The sequence below is a fragment of the Wolbachia endosymbiont (group A) of Lypha dubia genome (assembly GCF_964028575.1).
GTDB lineage: Bacteria > Pseudomonadota > Alphaproteobacteria > Rickettsiales > Anaplasmataceae > Wolbachia > Wolbachia pipientis.
In genome coordinates, this window is record NZ_OZ034796.1 from 1,422,246 (window position 1) to 1,437,112 (window position 14,867).

A 14,867-nucleotide genomic window follows, 5' to 3' on the forward strand; every position below is an offset into this window, starting at 1 on the left:
GGTTCTTCTTTTTTTCTATAGCTTTAGGTTTACCTACAATTTGAAAAACAACAAATTCGTCATTCCGCTACTCGTTAGCGCCTCGGCGGTATGATGTAGGGAAACCTTTCTTGGGTTAGCTATAAAGTTAAAATTCGACCAGGGCAGCCGCAATAAGGTAGCAAACGCCATCATGTCTTTAGGAGAGTTTGCTAATGAAGGCTCTTAAGTTGACGCCATTGCCTGAACGGATACGCCAATTTTTATGTTCATTTGTAACCGTTTATTATTTTACACCCCAGTCTTTTTCAAATATTGCTAGCCCTTGGTCAGTAAGTGGGTGATTAATTAATTGTCTAAGTACTTTTGCTGGCACAGTAATTGAATCAGCACCAAGCCTTGCAGCTTCTATTACATGCGCTGGGCTTCTCACTGATGCAACAAGAACTTTAGTATCAAAACCGTAATTAGAATATATAGTACATATATCTTCTATTAGCGATAAGCCATCATAGCTTATATCATCAAGGCGACCAACAAAGGGGGAAATAAAACAAGCACCGACCTTAGCGGCAAGAAGTGCTTGTCCAGGAGAAAAACATAATGTGATGTTAACAGGTATTTTATGCTCTGTCCATAACTTTTTACAAGAAATTAATCCTTCATGTATAAGAGGTAATTTGATCACAACATTATCAGCAATTTTTGCTAAATTCAGACCTTCTGTGATCATCTCTTCATGGCTATCTGCAACAACTTCAACACTAACAGGCCCTTTTATAATAGAGCATATTTCACGCACTAAATCCTCGTATTTATCTTTACGCCCGGACTTTGCTATTAAAGAAGGATTAGTTGTTATGCCGTCAATGAACTCCTTTAGTTCTTTAATTTCATTTAAATCAACGCTATCAAGAAAAATTTCCATATTAATCTCCTATAAAAAAAATACCCTTGCAAAATCTTGTCATCCTACCGCTTGACTTACAACCGTATGAACTTCCTGCGTTGTAAACATCAAATGGCCGATAACACAACTGTACAAATATTGAGACATAAGAGTAATTTGTACCAAGAAAAAAGATGTCATCCCAGTGCCCAGACCCCTTAGACAATGTACCATCTTTTGATTTTGTCCATTCTGGGCGGGGTTTTCAAGTTCTTTGATCTTAAATACTACATCTACTTTATCAAGATCAATGTTGACTTCTTTTACTAATGTCCTAATAAGACTACGTTTGGCTTGCCAATCTAGGTCCGATTTAACACTAGAATAAAAGCCCTTTATGCTATTTGTAATAAGATTCATTTTCTGCCGTATTCCCTTTTACCTTTTTCTTCTCTCCTTTAATCTCTTTTAAACGTTACTTCATTTTTTTTATTGCCTGCTTAAAGTCTTCCTTACTTATAGTTAGTGCATACTTTGTTGCCGTAAAAACTTCTGGTACCCAAACAATTGTAATAAGTATACACAATCTTTGTCAACTATTTTCGGCACTGGTATATTGACCTTACCCAGAAAAAGTGGAGAGAAAGAAAGGAGTTTTTTCGGGTAAAATAAAATTTTGGAGGATTAGAAATGGTAAGAGAATATACGGCAGAATTCAAATTGGAAGCTGTTAAGCTGGCAAATGAACAAAGAAAGGTAGGTCAACCAGTTGCAAAAGTAGCAAGAGATCTAGGAATAAGGGATAGTGTATTAGGAAAATGGATGAAGAAATATAACGAAAAAAAGTCAGCGGCAAATGCATTTCCAGATGTAGCACCTTATGACAAAGAGAGGTTTGATTTACAAAGCAAGAGTAACAAGGGAAAGAGACATTTAAAAAAAAGCCCTGGCCAGTCAAAAAGAGTAAAATATTTTTTTATATAGTAACTGCTATAAAGTACAGGAATTATGTAGGATTTTCTGCTAGTGGCTACTATAAGTGGACCACAAGAAAAATAAGCAGTAGAGAATCAGCAAATAAAGAGCTACTCGAAGCTATTCAAAAAATATATCAAGTTTCTAAATGTAGATATGGAGCTCCTAAAATTCATGCTGAATTGAAGGCTTTGGGTAAAAGTTGCAATTTGAAAACGGTGCAAAGTATTATGCAGAAAAATGACATCAGGGCTATACTGAGAAGAAAGTTTAAAATTAAAAAACAACAAACAGATAATAGAGCTGTAGCTCCCAATATACTAGATCAAAACTTTATTGTTGATCAACCAAATAAAGTATGGGATTACTTACATCAAAACCAAGGAGGGATGGCTATATTTGGCAGCAATAATTCTCACGTATGGTAGTTAATGAGCAGTTCAATAAATAAACAATTGGTTATGGACTCTTTATTAATGGCCATTAATAGGCGTAAACCTGTTAAAAATCTACTGCTGCACAGTGACCAAGGTTCACAATATACTGCGCAAGGGTATCAATATCTCTTAGCTGTAAAGAATATAGATGAGTAATAAAGGCTGTTGTTACGACAATTCTGTTGTGGAAAGCTTCTTCAGTTCTCTAAAAAGGGAGTTACCAATAGACACCTCTCGGCACTCTAAACAGCATATCAAAACTGCTATATTTGAATATATAGAAATTTTTTATAACAAACAACGTCACTATTAACTATTGCATTCCTGAGCATTTTGATTCATCATTCTCTTTGTGAAAAACATTCCAAACTTTCTCTCCACTTTTTCTGGGTAAGGTCAGATACTATAAACTATAAAAAAATTTCTCCGATAGTTCATATAGCAAGTAAATTCACAAAATGAAGACTATTATTTTTATTACAGGTGTATCTACGGTTGGAAAATCAAGTTTGGCTCATATATTAGGTTCAAAGCTTTTTATGCCTAGAAACTTTGCAATTCCACTAACTATAGCTAACCCAAGAAAGGTTTCCCTACGTCATACCGCCGCGGTATCTCAGCATAGATTCCGCTAACGAGTAGCGGAATGACGAATTTGTTGTTTTTCAAATTGTAGGTAAACCTAAGCCACTTTAGCTATACTTGTAGAGAAAAAAGAATAGATGATGATCCTAAATATTTAATAAATTTGACTACTGAGGAATTTCAAAAATCTCAATTTTTTATTAATTGTGATATGGTACATTCTATCTTCATATAGCTTTCCTCTTCATACCTCAACTAATGAAATCAGAAGCATCAACTCCCTTTTGCAAGCAAGCAGCAATAACAGTGTTCATCATTAGAAATGCAATGGTCATTGGGCCAACGCCCCCGGGTACTGGGGTCATAGCTTTGGCTTTCCCTTTTATTCCCTCAAAGTCAACATCACCTACAAGCTTTCCTACGTTAACGCTATTTATGCCAACATCGATCACTATTGCACCTTTCTTTATCCAGTCTGCTTGAACAAAATTTGGCTTTCCGACTGCTGCAACTACTATATCCGCTTTAGAGCAATATTCAGCTAAATCCTTGCTTTGTGAATGCAAGATGGTGACAGTGCAGTTTTCTTGCAATAGCAGGTAAAACATTGGCTTGCCCACGATATTTGACCTACCAATTACCACTGCGTTTTTACCGGAAAGGTTCTCTTCAATTGACTTAATTAAATGCAAAGAACCTTTAGGAGTGCAAGGTATAAGGCAGTTTTTTTCACCTTTAACTAATTTGCCAACGTTTTCATCATGAAAGCCATCTACATCTTTTTCAACACTTACTGTGTTAATTACTCTGCTTGCACTAATATGATTTGGTAAAGGCAATTGCACTAAAATGCCATGCACAGATGGATCTTCATTTAATTCATTGATTTTTTCAATTAATTCATCTTCTGAAATATTATCAGGCAAAACAATGGTCTCAGAACTTATGCCTATTGATTCTGCTTTTTTCTGTTTGTTGCGAACATAAACCTGACTTGCTGGATTGCTGCCCACGAGAATTACTTTCAGGCAAGGAAAAATGTTATACTCTCTCTTTAAAATATCAATTTTTTGTGATAGCCTCTCACATAGGTCGTTTGCTATTTTTTTACCATCAATAATAATTGTCACTTCCTTGCCACTCCTTAAAGTCGGGTAATTTGATATCAAATAAATCCAATACTTTGCCAACAGAATGATTAATAATATCATCCAACGATTTCGGTTTAATATAAAAAGCAGGCACTGGTGGAGCAATAATTGCTCCCATCTCCGTTAATTTTAACATATTTTGTAAATGCCCAAGATGCAGTGGTGACTCTCGCACCATAAGAACTAACTTTCTTCTTTCTTTTAGCGTTACATCTGCAGTCCTTGTCAATAGATTGGAAGTAACACCTGATGCGATTTCAGACATTGTCTTCATAGAGCATGGTGCTACAATCATCCCTGAGGTTTTAAATGAGCCGCTTGCTATTTTTTCTCCAATCTTTTCTTCAGAATAGTAAAAATCTGCAAGCGATGTAATATCTTCAAGTTTTTCTTTAATCTCGTGAGCTAAAGTTATTTTCCCAGCACGACTTATCACTAAATGAGTTTCATAATCGACGTCTTTCAACGCTTCTAAAATACGCACACCGTAAATAGAACCAGATGCTCCACTTATTCCAATTACAATTCTGCTATTCACTTAACTCTTCTTCGTAGCTCATTCCCAATGCACGTTTATAGGTATCAAGCAATATTTCTTGTTCCTCTCTGTCATCATCATCCATCTTCCTCAGCCTAATAATTTGTTTCATCACTTTTATATCCCAACCTTCATCTGCGGCTTTTGCATATACATCACGAATGTGATCTTGCACATCCCTCTTTTCTTGTTCAAGTTTTTCGATTCTCTCTATGTAACCCTTCAACTCTTCAGCCGTTATTTTTACTGTATCTTCCATGAAACTCCACTAATTAATTGCTGCCACTAATATTACCAGTTTTTACTTGCACTTCAACAACAGTAATAATATTTTTATCTTTTTTTAAAATCTTAAAGCGAAAACCATACATGGAAAACTCCTCGCCTTCGTCAGGAATGCGCTCTATTTCATTCACAATCATACCTGCTAGAGTTGTAGCTTCTTCATCAGGGAGATTCCAGTATAACTGCCTGTTAATGTCCCTAATAGTAGATTTTCCTTCTATGTGATACATATTATCAGATATTTTCTTTATAAAATTCTCCGTAATCAAATCATGTTCATCCGAAATTTCTCCAACTATTTCTTCCAGTATATCCTCAAGAGTTACAATTCCCTGCAGTGCTCCATACTCATCAATAACAAATGCAAGGTGTTTCCTGTTCTTACGGAAGTTATGAAGTTGCACGCTGAGCGGTGTACTTTCTGGTATGAACCAAGGCCTTGACATAACTTGGGTAATGTCAACTTCTTCCGCTTTATTATTCTTTTCACGCAAAGCATTTATTAGAGCTTTCACGTGAATTACACCTACAATGTTATCTGGTTCCTTCTGCCATAAAGGTACTCTACTGTGACTGCTGGTTAAAATCTCTCTTATTAACTCTTCTTTATTCCGATCTATATCAAGAGAAAATAGGTTTCTTCTATGGGTCATAATTTGTGATATCTCTGTCTCAGCCAAATCAAGTATGCTGCTTAGCATATTTAAATCCTGTTGCAACATAGTTCCTTCACTGCGGTGAAGAGTAATCATATTACGCATTGCATCCGCTGCAGATATCACTTCCTTATCTTTATGCAGCCCACATAATTTTAGGATGAGGTTAACAATAAATTGAATACCTAGTGTCAATGGAGAAAAAATCTTTACAAAAAACAATACAAAATAAGCAGAAAATGATGCAAATTTTTCAGGATTTTGAATAGCATAAGTTTTTGGTAGAACTTCGCAGAACAATAAAATACAAAATGTCATTATAATTGTTGATAGGAGAATGCCCTCATTTCCAAAAAGATTGATAAATATTGCTGTAAATAAAGCAGAGCAAGTAATATTAATAATTGTATTGCCGAGCAATACCGTTCCTATTGTCAATTCTTTCCTATTTAATAAGCGATCTATTACCCTGGCTTTTTTGTTACCGTCTAGCTTTAGCTTATTAACTCGAGAACGGCTAATTGAGGTTAAGCCTATTTCTGCTCCTGAGAACAAAAACGATAAAACTAACAAAACAAAAATTGCTGATGATACTAAGACCAATAACCAATCCATTAAAGTACGATGTTATTGTGATAAAAAATAAAATTAATTTTACATGTTATGAGAGGCATTTGCAAGCCTGAATTTATATTGCCGAATTTTATATACCTTTAATCTTAAAAAACAAATCATAAAGCATATTACACGCTGCGTTCACATGCTCATCCTCAATGATAAGTGGTGGGGTTACCCTTACTACTTTGTTGTTTAAAACCCTAGTTATTATTAAACCTTTATCAAGAGATCGACTAATAATTTTATCAGCTACAAGAGTTGCTAGTTCTATTCCCATTAGTAACCCTTCTCCACGAACTTCTAAAATCATCTCAGGAAATTCTTTAGCTAAAAGCAACAGCTTTTCTTTTAAATATTTACTAATTCTTTTAACATGATCAAAAAAGTCTTCTTTTAGCATTATATCGAGCACTGCATTACCAACAGTCATGGCAAGTGGATTGCCACCATAGGTTGATCCATGAGTTCCTGGAGTAATTGCTTCTGCTATATAATCTTTCACTAAACATGCAGCTACAGGAAAACCGTTACCCATAGCCTTCGCACAGGTTAGCATATCAGGTTCAATGCCGACATTTTGATAATGAAATAAAGAACCGATGCGTCCATATCCGCACTGCACTTCATCAAAGCACAAAATTATTCCTTGAGCTTTTGTTATTTCCCTTACTTTTTGAAGATATTCTACGTCTAGTGGATATACTCCACCTTCGCTTTGTATGGGCTCTAAAAATACAGCAGCTATTTCATTGTTGATTTTTTCTTCTAATGCTTTAATGTCATTTCTTGGCACTTTATCAAAACCAGAAAGGAGCGGAGCAAAACCTTCGCGTGATTTTTCATTGCCTCCAGCAGAAATTGCAGCAATACTGCGGCCATGAAAGCCTCCTTCAATTGTAATAATACGATTACGTTTTGCTTGCCCTTTTGAATAAAAGTAACGACGAATAAACTTAATTGCAGCTTCTGTTGCTTCAAGCCCACTTGAGCAGAAAAAAACTTTATCTGCAAAAGTCAGGGTTGTTAAACGCTCGGCAAGCCTTTCTTGCTCGGGAATAGTGAAAATGTTAGAGCAGTGCCATAATGAGCTCGATTGCTCTTTCAGCTTATCTGTAATGTATGGATGACAATGCCCTAAAGAAGTTGTAGAAATACCTGCAGCAAAATCTAAATATTTTTTACCATCTTTATCAAAAAGATATGCCCCTTCTCCCCTGACTATAGGAGTGTCAAGTCTATTATACGCATTAACAACATGATCCATTTTATAAGTATTGTGGTATTATCTATACTATACCTGAAATGAATCCATTAACACAAAGCTTTTCCTTTAACCTCTTATGCTACTTCAACTAAAAATTTGGCTAATGCAAACCTTTTTTGTCATTCTATAGCTAAAGTGACTTGGTTTTACCAACACTTATTAGCCATTGTAAAAGTTTTTGTTTCTATTGAATGATAGTTGTAGCCTATGCAAGAAGTTTATTGACTTTGAGCGCACTTTAGCCTATACAATTTTAATATCTTAAACTACTGGACATGCCCGATCTAAAGACAATGATGTTAAATTTTGGACCTCAGCACCCAGCTGCACATGGAGTGTTGCGTCTTGTTTTAGAGATGGATGGTGAAGTGATCGAGAGGGCAGATCCCCATATTGGGCTTTTGCACCGCGGTACTGAAAAATTAATAGAACATAAAACGTATCTTCAAGCTTTGCCTTATTTTGATCGCCTTGATTACGTATCACCAATGTCACAAGAGCATGCATATTCACTTTGTGTGGAGAAATTGTTGCAATGTGAAGTGCCAATTAGGGCAAAGTATTTACGTGTCTTGTTTTGTGAACTGACGAGAATACTAAATCATTTACTGAACGTTTCTTCTCAAGCACTTGATGTTGGAGCAATGACCCCTCTTTTATGGCTCTTTGAAGAAAGAGAAAAAATACTGGAATTTTACGAAAGAGCTTCAGGTGCAAGGTTTCACGCAGCTTACATCAGGCCAGGTGGAATTGCAGCAGATGTTCCAGAAGATTTGATTGAGGATATTGCAAAGTTTATAGAGCAATTTCCAAAATATATAGACGATGTTGATGAACTTTTAACAGAAAATAGGATATGGAAGCAACGCACTGTAGGCATTAGTGAAATATCAATTAAACAGGCACTTGATTGGGGCTTTAGTGGCCCAATGTTGCGCGCTGCTGGGCTTGCTTGGGATTTGCGAAAAAGCCAGCCATATGAGATATATGATCAACTAGATTTTGATATACCGATCGGCCAAAATGGCGACTGTTATGACCGTTATCTAGTTAGAATGGCAGAGATTAGGCAATCTATCAGTTTGGTGAAGCAGTGCATAGAGAAAATGCCTGAAGGGCAAATAAAAACTGAAGATAGAAAAATTTCTCCACCGTCAAGAGCAGAGATGAAAAAATCTATGGAAGCTCTGATTCACCATTTTAAGCTCTATTCAGAAGGATATCACGTACCAGAAGGTGAGGCTTACGCAGTTGTTGAGGCACCAAAAGGTGAGTTTGGAGTGTATATAGTTTCAGATGGTACCAATAGACCTTATAGGTGCCGAATAAGAGCACCTGGCTTTGCGCATTTACAAGCCTTAGACTTTATGGCAAAAGGACACATGCTTGCTGACGTTGCAGCAATTATTGGCTCACTCGATATAGTTTTTGGTGAGATTGATAGGTAATCATTGGTACCCGTTCAGGCAATGGCGTCAACTTAAGGAAAAATATCAGCGATAGTGTATAAAATTTCTCTCTAAAACTTTTACCATTAAATTATCCAGAAGCCGCAGGAAACAGCACTTTTGTTTCTATTTTATTTCAACAAAGAAGTTTAAAATGTGTCCTTTTTAGGTGAAACATGCGTGCGCCAAGCAAAGTGCGTAAAGTCCAGTTGGTGAAAATCCAACCCAGGCAAAGCCTAGCCAGCAGGCTGGAACAAACCACTATGCTGCGTAAGGTAACGAGCGTAGTAAAGCTAGTGGAATGGACAACACAGGGTACAACGAAAGTGAAGGTATTGAGTCCCGAAATTCTCGATGTCATAGAGGTCGACACGTTGCATATAGTGGAAGACAGCAAGAAGGGTAACAATAGGGCAAGTTATCACTCACTCTATCGGGATCTGAGGCCGTATCACGTGTTGAGATGGAGTTTACGTAAACTTGGGAGATCCTTTGTATTCCTATTAAGGTACGTTGGAACAAGTCAACAAAGGCGAGTACTGACGGAAGATATAAAGGAAGTCGGACTGATTGATAGTACTCAGAGTGTGGGAAAGCCACATACAAGGGGAAGCGGTCAGCAATATAGTGACTGGTTTAGGAATTGCTATGCCAATACAACGGAGGTTGGAATAACGTGCAAAGAAAACTAAATCAGATAGCAGTAAGAGCCAGGCAAGATAAACGATTGAAATTTACATCGTTAATTCATCTGATAAACGCAGAGAATCTTGCTGAATGTTATAAAGAGCTAAAGCATAACAAAGCATGCGGTATAGACCAGGTGACAGTAGAAGCTTATGGAGAAAATCTTGAAGAGAAGCTCAACACTCTGGTGGATAGTATGAAAAGAAAGCGATATCAACCGCAACCAGTGAAAAGAGTATATATACCAAAAGCTGGAAGCAAAGAGAAACGCGGGCTTGGAGTACCGTCTACAGAAGATAAGTTAGTCCAGATAATGCTGAAGAAGATATTAGAAAATATTTATGAAGCTAACTTTCTGGATAACTCATATGGTTTTCGTCCTGGTAGAAGCTGTCATCAAGCGGTAAATGCACTAAATAAAGCAGTTATGTACAGACCAACTAACTATGTAGTAGAAGTTGATATCAAGAAATTCTTTGATAATGTCCAGCACAAATGGCTAATGAGATGCTTGAGAGAACGGATAACAGACCCAAACATACTGTGGTTAGTAAAACGATTTCTTAAGGCAGGAGTAGTCGAAGCAGGACATTATGAAGCAACTGAACTAGGCACACCTCAGGGGGGAATAGTAAGTCCTATACTATAGTACTTCCCAAAGTAAATGATAAAGGTATAATAAGCTATTTGAGTTATAATGGCGTATAGTGTGGATTTAAGGGAAAGGGCAGTATCGATGATAGAAAAAGGGAAGTCAAAGGTTGAGGTGGCAGAGCTTTTGGAGATAGGAATAGCAACTCTGTACCGCTGGTTAAGAAAGAAAGCCGCTGGTGAAAGCCTAAGGCCATCGAAAAACGGCAGCTTTATTCGAAAAATAGACCCAAAAATACTCGAAGAATATGTTAAAAAGAATCCAGATCATACGCTGGCAGAGATGAAACAAAATCTTGGATTTGGAATAAATTCAATTTGGTATAGGCTGAAACAGCTAAGAATTACTTTAAAAAAAAGTTACACTATATCAAGAGCGCAATCAAGAAGATAGGCAGCGATTTACCGATAAAATCTCAAAAATAGACCATTCCAGCATCTTATATATAGATGAAGCAGGAGTTGATAATAGGTTATACCGAGAGTATGGACGTGCTCCAATAGGAAAGAAAATTTATGCAGATATTCCAGGAAGAAAACGAGAGAGAATCAGTATAATAGGCGGGTGGATTGGAAAGAGATTTATTGCACCAATGACTTTCAAAGGTGGGTGTGACAAAGAGGTATTCAATACATGGTTAGAGAAGATGTTATTACCTAAATTGCCACATGGTACTACAATAGTTATGGACAATGCCACATTCCATAAAACTCCCAAAACAAAGGAGTTAATAGATAATGCTAGATGCCGTTTGCTCTATCTACCAACATATTCACCAGATTTGAACCCTATAGAGCATTGTTGGAATACCATCAAAAGCCGCCTCAGACCTTTAATGCATAAATATACAGACTTACAACTTTTGGTTGGTAATACCATAATGGAAATTTATCATTCATTTTAGAAAATACTATAGCTAATATATACTTGCATTATGTGCTGGATTTGTGGTTTGAAAAGAAATTCAAGCTAAGATCTAAAGGTTATATGGAGCTAGTTAGGTATGCAGATGATCACCTGATTTGCTGCGAAAGAGAAAAAGATGCTAGAGAACTCTTAGAGTCACTGAAACAAAGGCTAGGAAAATTTGGACTGGAAATATCTGAAGACAAAACAAGAATAGTAAAGTTTGGCAAAAAGGAGTGGCAACAAGGAATAAGGGAGAAACGAAAAACGGAAAGTTTCAACTTTCTAGGATTCACCCATTATGGTACAAGGAGTCGTAAAGGTAGAGTAATGGTAGGTCATAAAACCTCGAAAGAAAATCTATCTAGAAAACTTAAAGAAATCAAAGAATGGGTGAAAAAGATCCGAAATAAAGTTCACCTTAAAGATTGGTGGTCAATACTTAAAGCAAAACTAACAGGACACTATAACTATAGTACTTCCCAAAGTAAATGATAAAGGTATAATAAGCTATTTGAGTTATAATGGCGTATAGTGTGGATTTAAGGGAAAGGGCAGTATCGATGATAGAAAAAGGGAAGTCAAAGGTTGAGGTGGCAGAGCTTTTGGAGATAGGAATAGCAACTCTGTACCGCTGGTTAAGAAAGAAAGCCGCTGGTGAAAGCCTAAGGCCATCGAAAAACGGCAGCTTTATTCGAAAAATAGACCCAAAAATACTCGAAGAATATGTTAAAAAGAATCCAGATCATACGCTGGCAGAGATGAAACAAAATCTTGGATTTGGAATAAATTCAATTTGGTATAGGCTGAAACAGCTAAGAATTACTTTAAAAAAAAGTTACACTATATCAAGAGCGCAATCAAGAAGATAGGCAGCGATTTACCGATAAAATCTCAAAAATAGACCATTCCAGCATCTTATATATAGATGAAGCAGGAGTTGATAATAGGTTATACCGAGAGTATGGACGTGCTCCAATAGGAAAGAAAATTTATGCAGATATTCCAGGAAGAAAACGAGAGAGAATCAGTATAATAGGCGGGTGGATTGGAAAGAGATTTATTGCACCAATGACTTTCAAAGGTGGGTGTGACAAAGAGGTATTCAATACATGGTTAGAGAAGATGTTATTACCTAAATTGCCACATGGTACTACAATAGTTATGGACAATGCCACATTCCATAAAACTCCCAAAACAAAGGAGTTAATAGATAATGCTAGATGCCGTTTGCTCTATCTACCAACATATTCACCAGATTTGAACCCTATAGAGCATTGTTGGAATACCATCAAAAGCCGCCTCAGACCTTTAATGCATAAATATACAGACTTACAACTTTTGGTTGGTAATACCATAATGGAAATTTATCATTCATTTTAGAAAATACTATACTTCGGAGTTAGCGGAAATTACCGGTGGTTGAATAAATTCTTCTGGCGGGTAATCAAGCTAGCGTATAAATGGATAAACCGACGTAGTCAGAAGAAGAGTATGAATTCAAAGCAATTTATACACTATCTACAAGTTAATCCATTACCAAAACCAAGAATATGCTACTCATTATATACAAAATAGGAAATGCTGTGAATACTACATTGTGGAGCCGTGTGCGGGAAAGCTGCAAGCACGGTTCTGGTGGGGGAGTCATAGCGATAAAACTTAATCAGGAGGATTTAAAACTATGACTTCTACCAAACAAAAAGGAAAAAATTTTATTCTACAAATTAAAAATATAATATACTCGAAAGCTTTTCAGAGAATCCATTGTGTTGGAAAAAACAGTTTTACACGAACAAGAAAACTTCCTTTTTCGACAGTATTTTCTATGATTTTAAAGTTAGTTAAAAAAAGTTTGGGAATAGAATGTGAACTTATGGAGCCATTGACATGTAAAACTCCACCCTCAAAGCAAGCTTTTTCTAAAGCAAGGTATAAGATTTGCCATACAGGCTTTCAAGAATTATTAGAGCTAAGCATCCAAACAGCCTATCAGGATGAACCTGAGTATGGAACTTGGAGAGGCTATAGACTTATTGCAGCAGATGGTTCTGGTATGAGATTACCCAGCTCTGAGGAAATTGTATCCGAGTTTGGCCGCTTTAAACCAAATGGAACAACAGGCACAATGCCACCATTGGCAATTTGTTTGTTGATTTGTGTACTTCGCTGATTTGTAGTGCTCGTCTTGCGGCTTGGAATATAGGTGAACAAACGTTGGCGGAAGAGCAATTACCCGAAGTTATCACTCAAATGCGTTCATTAAATCAAAAGAAATTATTATTTATCTATGATCGTGGTTATCCTTCAGTAAAATTCATTCAGCAGCATTATGATTTGGAAGTAGATTTTATTTTTCGCTTGCAAAAAAGAAATTATAGCAAGCTATGGGAACGAATTGCATCTGGAGAATTAGATTTCGATTTTATATTAGAAAATGAAAAGCTAAAAAATAAAATGAAAGGACAGAAAGTAAGAGTTATAGTGCTGACATTAGCCAACGGAGAAACAGAGGTATTGATTACTTCACTTTTTGACCGAGTAAAATTTACTTTGGAAGATATCAGCAAAGCTTATGTGTTAAGGTGGCATATAGAGGAGTGCTATAAACGACTCAAAATAGGTGCAGAATTAGAGAATTTTTCTGGCGTAAATTTAGAGGCTGTATTACAAGAATTTTGGGCAAACTTAGTCATGTGTAATATATTGTCGCTTCATATGTGTGATGCACAAGGGCCTTGGAATCCAGATCAAATTGCTGAGTATCGTTTAAATTTTTCAGTTTTATTTGGTGTAATGAGGCAGAAACTCTATCAGGTACTTATTGCGCCAAAAAACTTTCAAGCCCTTTTTAAGTATACGCGCTAAAGTTAAAATCCGACCAGGACGATTGTATAGCCGCGATAAGGTAGATAAGCCCAAACGCCATCATGTCTTTAGGAGAGTTTGCTAATGGAGGCTCTTAAGTTGACGCCATTGACCGTTCACTGTTAGACTGCATTCTGTGATTTTTAGCAAAACATGATCTTTCATTTGAGCTTCCTTCAATTTAAAATAAATACAGAAAATTGCTGCCTATAGCTAAACTGACTTAGATTTACCAACAATCGTCATCCCGCTACTTGTTAGCGGCTAAGAGATACCGCGGCGGCATAGCTATCTTCAAAAATATGGTTGAATAATTGTGTGTATAATTATTAATATTTTTAAACACTTTGGCTATGGCTTTATCTAAGTTTCTCGACCCTAAGCTGGATTTAACCTTCAAAAAAATATGTAGGGTCAAGAACTGGCGCGCCTACTTTAGGGTTTGGTGGCTGATCCATTGTTTTCACAATAGGCCTCAATCCAAATTCCCATGTTAACGTTTCCAGCTCCCGCCTCGTCAAACGCAGCATCCGCACTACGCTTTCCTAGCAGATTCTTTACCAAAGTTTATAACATATTGTGCTGGTGATGCTTTCGGTTTGTAATACCTTATTCTGTAGTCTGAATATAGACCCAGCGTTTTGTATATCCATTCGCTACTCCACTTCTTCCAACCAAACCCTCTCTTCACTTTCAGCTAATAAGTGATTTTCTATTTCACCTTCCAAACTTGCCTCCAGCAGCTTTTTTATAAATGGTGTAAATGCTCCATCCCTTCCTGTTAATGGTCTGCCTTCCCTTATTGATGACAGTATATTTGCTTCCAGTTCTTTGTAATCTACCAAACCGGTAGTTCTGTTTACTACTTTCTGACTCATTGTCAAACCTCCATTTTTTTTATATCAATTTATTACTTTTTTTTTGGTTTG

The 14,867-nt window shown here is 36.5% G+C and carries 19 protein-coding genes and 2 pseudogenes; 13 read left to right on the forward strand and 8 right to left on the reverse strand.

Annotation, left to right across the window (positions count from 1 at the left end; genetic code table 11):
• Nucleotides 1-265 precede the first annotated feature (265 nt).
• A complete protein-coding gene (fsa, locus tag ABWU72_RS07140; protein ID WP_155968460.1) occupies nucleotides 266-907 on the reverse strand; it encodes a fructose-6-phosphate aldolase in 642 nt (213 codons plus the stop codon).
• A gap of 39 nt (nucleotides 908-946) precedes the next feature.
• Nucleotides 947-1,288: a hypothetical protein gene (locus ABWU72_RS07145; protein WP_174516136.1), complete on the reverse strand. Its 342-nt coding sequence runs from the start codon at nucleotides 1,286-1,288 to the stop codon at nucleotides 947-949.
• 270 nt (nucleotides 1,289-1,558) lie between these two features.
• On the opposite strand from ABWU72_RS07145, the gene ABWU72_RS07150 reads away from it, so the two are divergent.
• The 4 genes from ABWU72_RS07150 to ABWU72_RS07165 all read left to right on the forward strand — a co-directional run bounded on the left by ABWU72_RS07150 (nucleotide 1,559) and on the right by ABWU72_RS07165 (nucleotide 2,593).
• Nucleotides 1,559-1,852, forward strand: a complete 294-nt coding sequence (locus tag ABWU72_RS07150) for a transposase (RefSeq protein ID WP_007548709.1) — start codon at nucleotides 1,559-1,561, stop codon at nucleotides 1,850-1,852.
• A 71-nt stretch (nucleotides 1,853-1,923) separates the two neighbouring features.
• The gene (locus tag ABWU72_RS07155; protein WP_082246251.1) at nucleotides 1,924-2,271 is read left to right on the forward strand and encodes an IS3 family transposase; all 348 of its coding nucleotides are present in this window, start codon (nucleotides 1,924-1,926) and stop codon (nucleotides 2,269-2,271) included.
• A 3-nt stretch (nucleotides 2,272-2,274) separates the two neighbouring features.
• Nucleotides 2,275-2,436 carry a DDE-type integrase/transposase/recombinase gene (locus tag ABWU72_RS07160; protein WP_153296788.1) on the forward strand — a complete coding sequence of 54 codons (162 nt, stop codon included), beginning with the start codon at nucleotides 2,275-2,277 and terminating at the stop codon, nucleotides 2,434-2,436.
• Complete coding sequence (locus ABWU72_RS07165) at nucleotides 2,429-2,593, forward strand: IS3 family transposase (RefSeq protein WP_141456809.1); 165 nt, start codon at nucleotides 2,429-2,431, stop codon at nucleotides 2,591-2,593. Before ABWU72_RS07160 ends, ABWU72_RS07165 begins: the two co-directional genes overlap by 8 nt.
• Before the next feature lie 523 nt (nucleotides 2,594-3,116).
• Here the strand turns inward: ABWU72_RS07165 and folD are convergent.
• The 5 genes from folD to ABWU72_RS07190 form a co-directional block, all read right to left on the reverse strand.
• Nucleotides 3,117-3,995 (reverse strand): bifunctional methylenetetrahydrofolate dehydrogenase/methenyltetrahydrofolate cyclohydrolase FolD, encoded by an 879-nt coding sequence (gene folD, locus ABWU72_RS07170; protein WP_155968464.1) that lies wholly within the window; start codon nucleotides 3,993-3,995, stop codon nucleotides 3,117-3,119.
• Nucleotides 3,979-4,554: a UbiX family flavin prenyltransferase gene (locus tag ABWU72_RS07175; protein WP_038249916.1), complete on the reverse strand. Its 576-nt coding sequence runs from the start codon at nucleotides 4,552-4,554 to the stop codon at nucleotides 3,979-3,981. The genes folD and ABWU72_RS07175 overlap by 17 nt, the downstream gene beginning before the upstream one ends.
• Nucleotides 4,547-4,813 (reverse strand): DUF2312 domain-containing protein, encoded by a 267-nt coding sequence (locus ABWU72_RS07180; protein WP_010082293.1) that lies wholly within the window; start codon nucleotides 4,811-4,813, stop codon nucleotides 4,547-4,549. Before ABWU72_RS07180 ends, ABWU72_RS07175 begins: the two co-directional genes overlap by 8 nt.
• A 13-nt stretch (nucleotides 4,814-4,826) precedes the next feature.
• Nucleotides 4,827-6,110 (reverse strand): HlyC/CorC family transporter, encoded by a 1,284-nt coding sequence (locus ABWU72_RS07185; protein WP_353284007.1) that lies wholly within the window; start codon nucleotides 6,108-6,110, stop codon nucleotides 4,827-4,829.
• 88 nt (nucleotides 6,111-6,198) lie between these two features.
• Nucleotides 6,199-7,377 carry an aspartate aminotransferase family protein gene (locus ABWU72_RS07190; protein WP_155968466.1) on the reverse strand — a complete coding sequence of 393 codons (1,179 nt, stop codon included), beginning with the start codon at nucleotides 7,375-7,377 and terminating at the stop codon, nucleotides 6,199-6,201.
• A gap of 275 nt (nucleotides 7,378-7,652) precedes the next feature.
• Here ABWU72_RS07190 and ABWU72_RS07195 point away from each other — a divergent pair, with 275 nt between their 5' ends.
• From ABWU72_RS07195 to ABWU72_RS07235, 9 genes and pseudogenes are all read left to right on the forward strand, one after another.
• Nucleotides 7,653-8,825 (forward strand): NADH-quinone oxidoreductase subunit D, encoded by a 1,173-nt coding sequence (locus ABWU72_RS07195; RefSeq protein WP_010962676.1) that lies wholly within the window; start codon nucleotides 7,653-7,655, stop codon nucleotides 8,823-8,825.
• A gap of 676 nt (nucleotides 8,826-9,501) precedes the next feature.
• On the forward strand, nucleotides 9,502-10,161 hold the full coding sequence (locus tag ABWU72_RS07200; RefSeq protein ID WP_353284008.1) for a reverse transcriptase domain-containing protein: 660 nt from the start codon (nucleotides 9,502-9,504) through the stop codon (nucleotides 10,159-10,161).
• A 48-nt stretch (nucleotides 10,162-10,209) separates the two neighbouring features.
• Entirely contained in the window at nucleotides 10,210-10,557 is a 348-nt protein-coding gene (locus tag ABWU72_RS07205) for an IS630 transposase-related protein (protein WP_155968342.1), read from the forward strand.
• A gap of 28 nt (nucleotides 10,558-10,585) precedes the next feature.
• Nucleotides 10,586-11,068: an IS630 family transposase gene (locus tag ABWU72_RS07210; RefSeq protein WP_231115908.1), complete on the forward strand. Its 483-nt coding sequence runs from the start codon at nucleotides 10,586-10,588 to the stop codon at nucleotides 11,066-11,068.
• A gap of 8 nt (nucleotides 11,069-11,076) precedes the next feature.
• Entirely contained in the window at nucleotides 11,077-11,565 is a 489-nt protein-coding gene (locus ABWU72_RS07215; protein WP_353284072.1) for a reverse transcriptase domain-containing protein, read from the forward strand.
• Between the two features lie 29 nt (nucleotides 11,566-11,594).
• Nucleotides 11,595-11,942: an IS630 transposase-related protein gene (locus ABWU72_RS07220; RefSeq protein WP_155968342.1), complete on the forward strand. Its 348-nt coding sequence runs from the start codon at nucleotides 11,595-11,597 to the stop codon at nucleotides 11,940-11,942.
• A gap of 28 nt (nucleotides 11,943-11,970) precedes the next feature.
• Nucleotides 11,971-12,453 (forward strand): IS630 family transposase, encoded by a 483-nt coding sequence (locus ABWU72_RS07225; protein ID WP_231115908.1) that lies wholly within the window; start codon nucleotides 11,971-11,973, stop codon nucleotides 12,451-12,453.
• 39 nt (nucleotides 12,454-12,492) lie between these two features.
• A complete protein-coding gene (locus ABWU72_RS07230; RefSeq protein WP_353283930.1) occupies nucleotides 12,493-12,648 on the forward strand; it encodes a hypothetical protein in 156 nt (51 codons plus the stop codon).
• 106 nt (nucleotides 12,649-12,754) lie between these two features.
• Nucleotides 12,755-14,023, forward strand: a pseudogene (locus ABWU72_RS07235) (IS4 family transposase).
• Nucleotides 14,024-14,621: 598 nt separating this feature from the next.
• Here ABWU72_RS07235 and ABWU72_RS07240 read toward each other — a convergent pair.
• Nucleotides 14,622-14,816, reverse strand: a pseudogene (locus ABWU72_RS07240) (IS256 family transposase); the annotation flags it as partial.
• Nucleotides 14,817-14,867 lie beyond the last annotated feature (51 nt).

Coding starts and splice junctions, on each gene's coding strand:
- ABWU72_RS07190 (WP_155968466.1), bottom strand. CDS start 7,377: ATGGATCATGTTGTTAATGCGTATAATAGACTTGACACTCCTATAGTC.
- fsa (WP_155968460.1), bottom strand. CDS start 907: ATGGAAATTTTTCTTGATAGCGTTGATTTAAATGAAATTAAAGAACTA.
- ABWU72_RS07145 (WP_174516136.1), bottom strand. CDS start 1,288: ATGAATCTTATTACAAATAGCATAAAGGGCTTTTATTCTAGTGTTAAA.
- ABWU72_RS07150 (WP_007548709.1), top strand. CDS start 1,559: ATGGTAAGAGAATATACGGCAGAATTCAAATTGGAAGCTGTTAAGCTG.
- ABWU72_RS07220 (WP_155968342.1), top strand. CDS start 11,595: ATGGCGTATAGTGTGGATTTAAGGGAAAGGGCAGTATCGATGATAGAA.
- ABWU72_RS07160 (WP_153296788.1), top strand. CDS start 2,275: ATGAGCAGTTCAATAAATAAACAATTGGTTATGGACTCTTTATTAATG.
- ABWU72_RS07185 (WP_353284007.1), bottom strand. CDS start 6,110: ATGGATTGGTTATTGGTCTTAGTATCATCAGCAATTTTTGTTTTGTTA.
- ABWU72_RS07205 (WP_155968342.1), top strand. CDS start 10,210: ATGGCGTATAGTGTGGATTTAAGGGAAAGGGCAGTATCGATGATAGAA.
- ABWU72_RS07165 (WP_141456809.1), top strand. CDS start 2,429: ATGAGTAATAAAGGCTGTTGTTACGACAATTCTGTTGTGGAAAGCTTC.
- ABWU72_RS07195 (WP_010962676.1), top strand. CDS start 7,653: ATGCCCGATCTAAAGACAATGATGTTAAATTTTGGACCTCAGCACCCA.
- ABWU72_RS07180 (WP_010082293.1), bottom strand. CDS start 4,813: ATGGAAGATACAGTAAAAATAACGGCTGAAGAGTTGAAGGGTTACATA.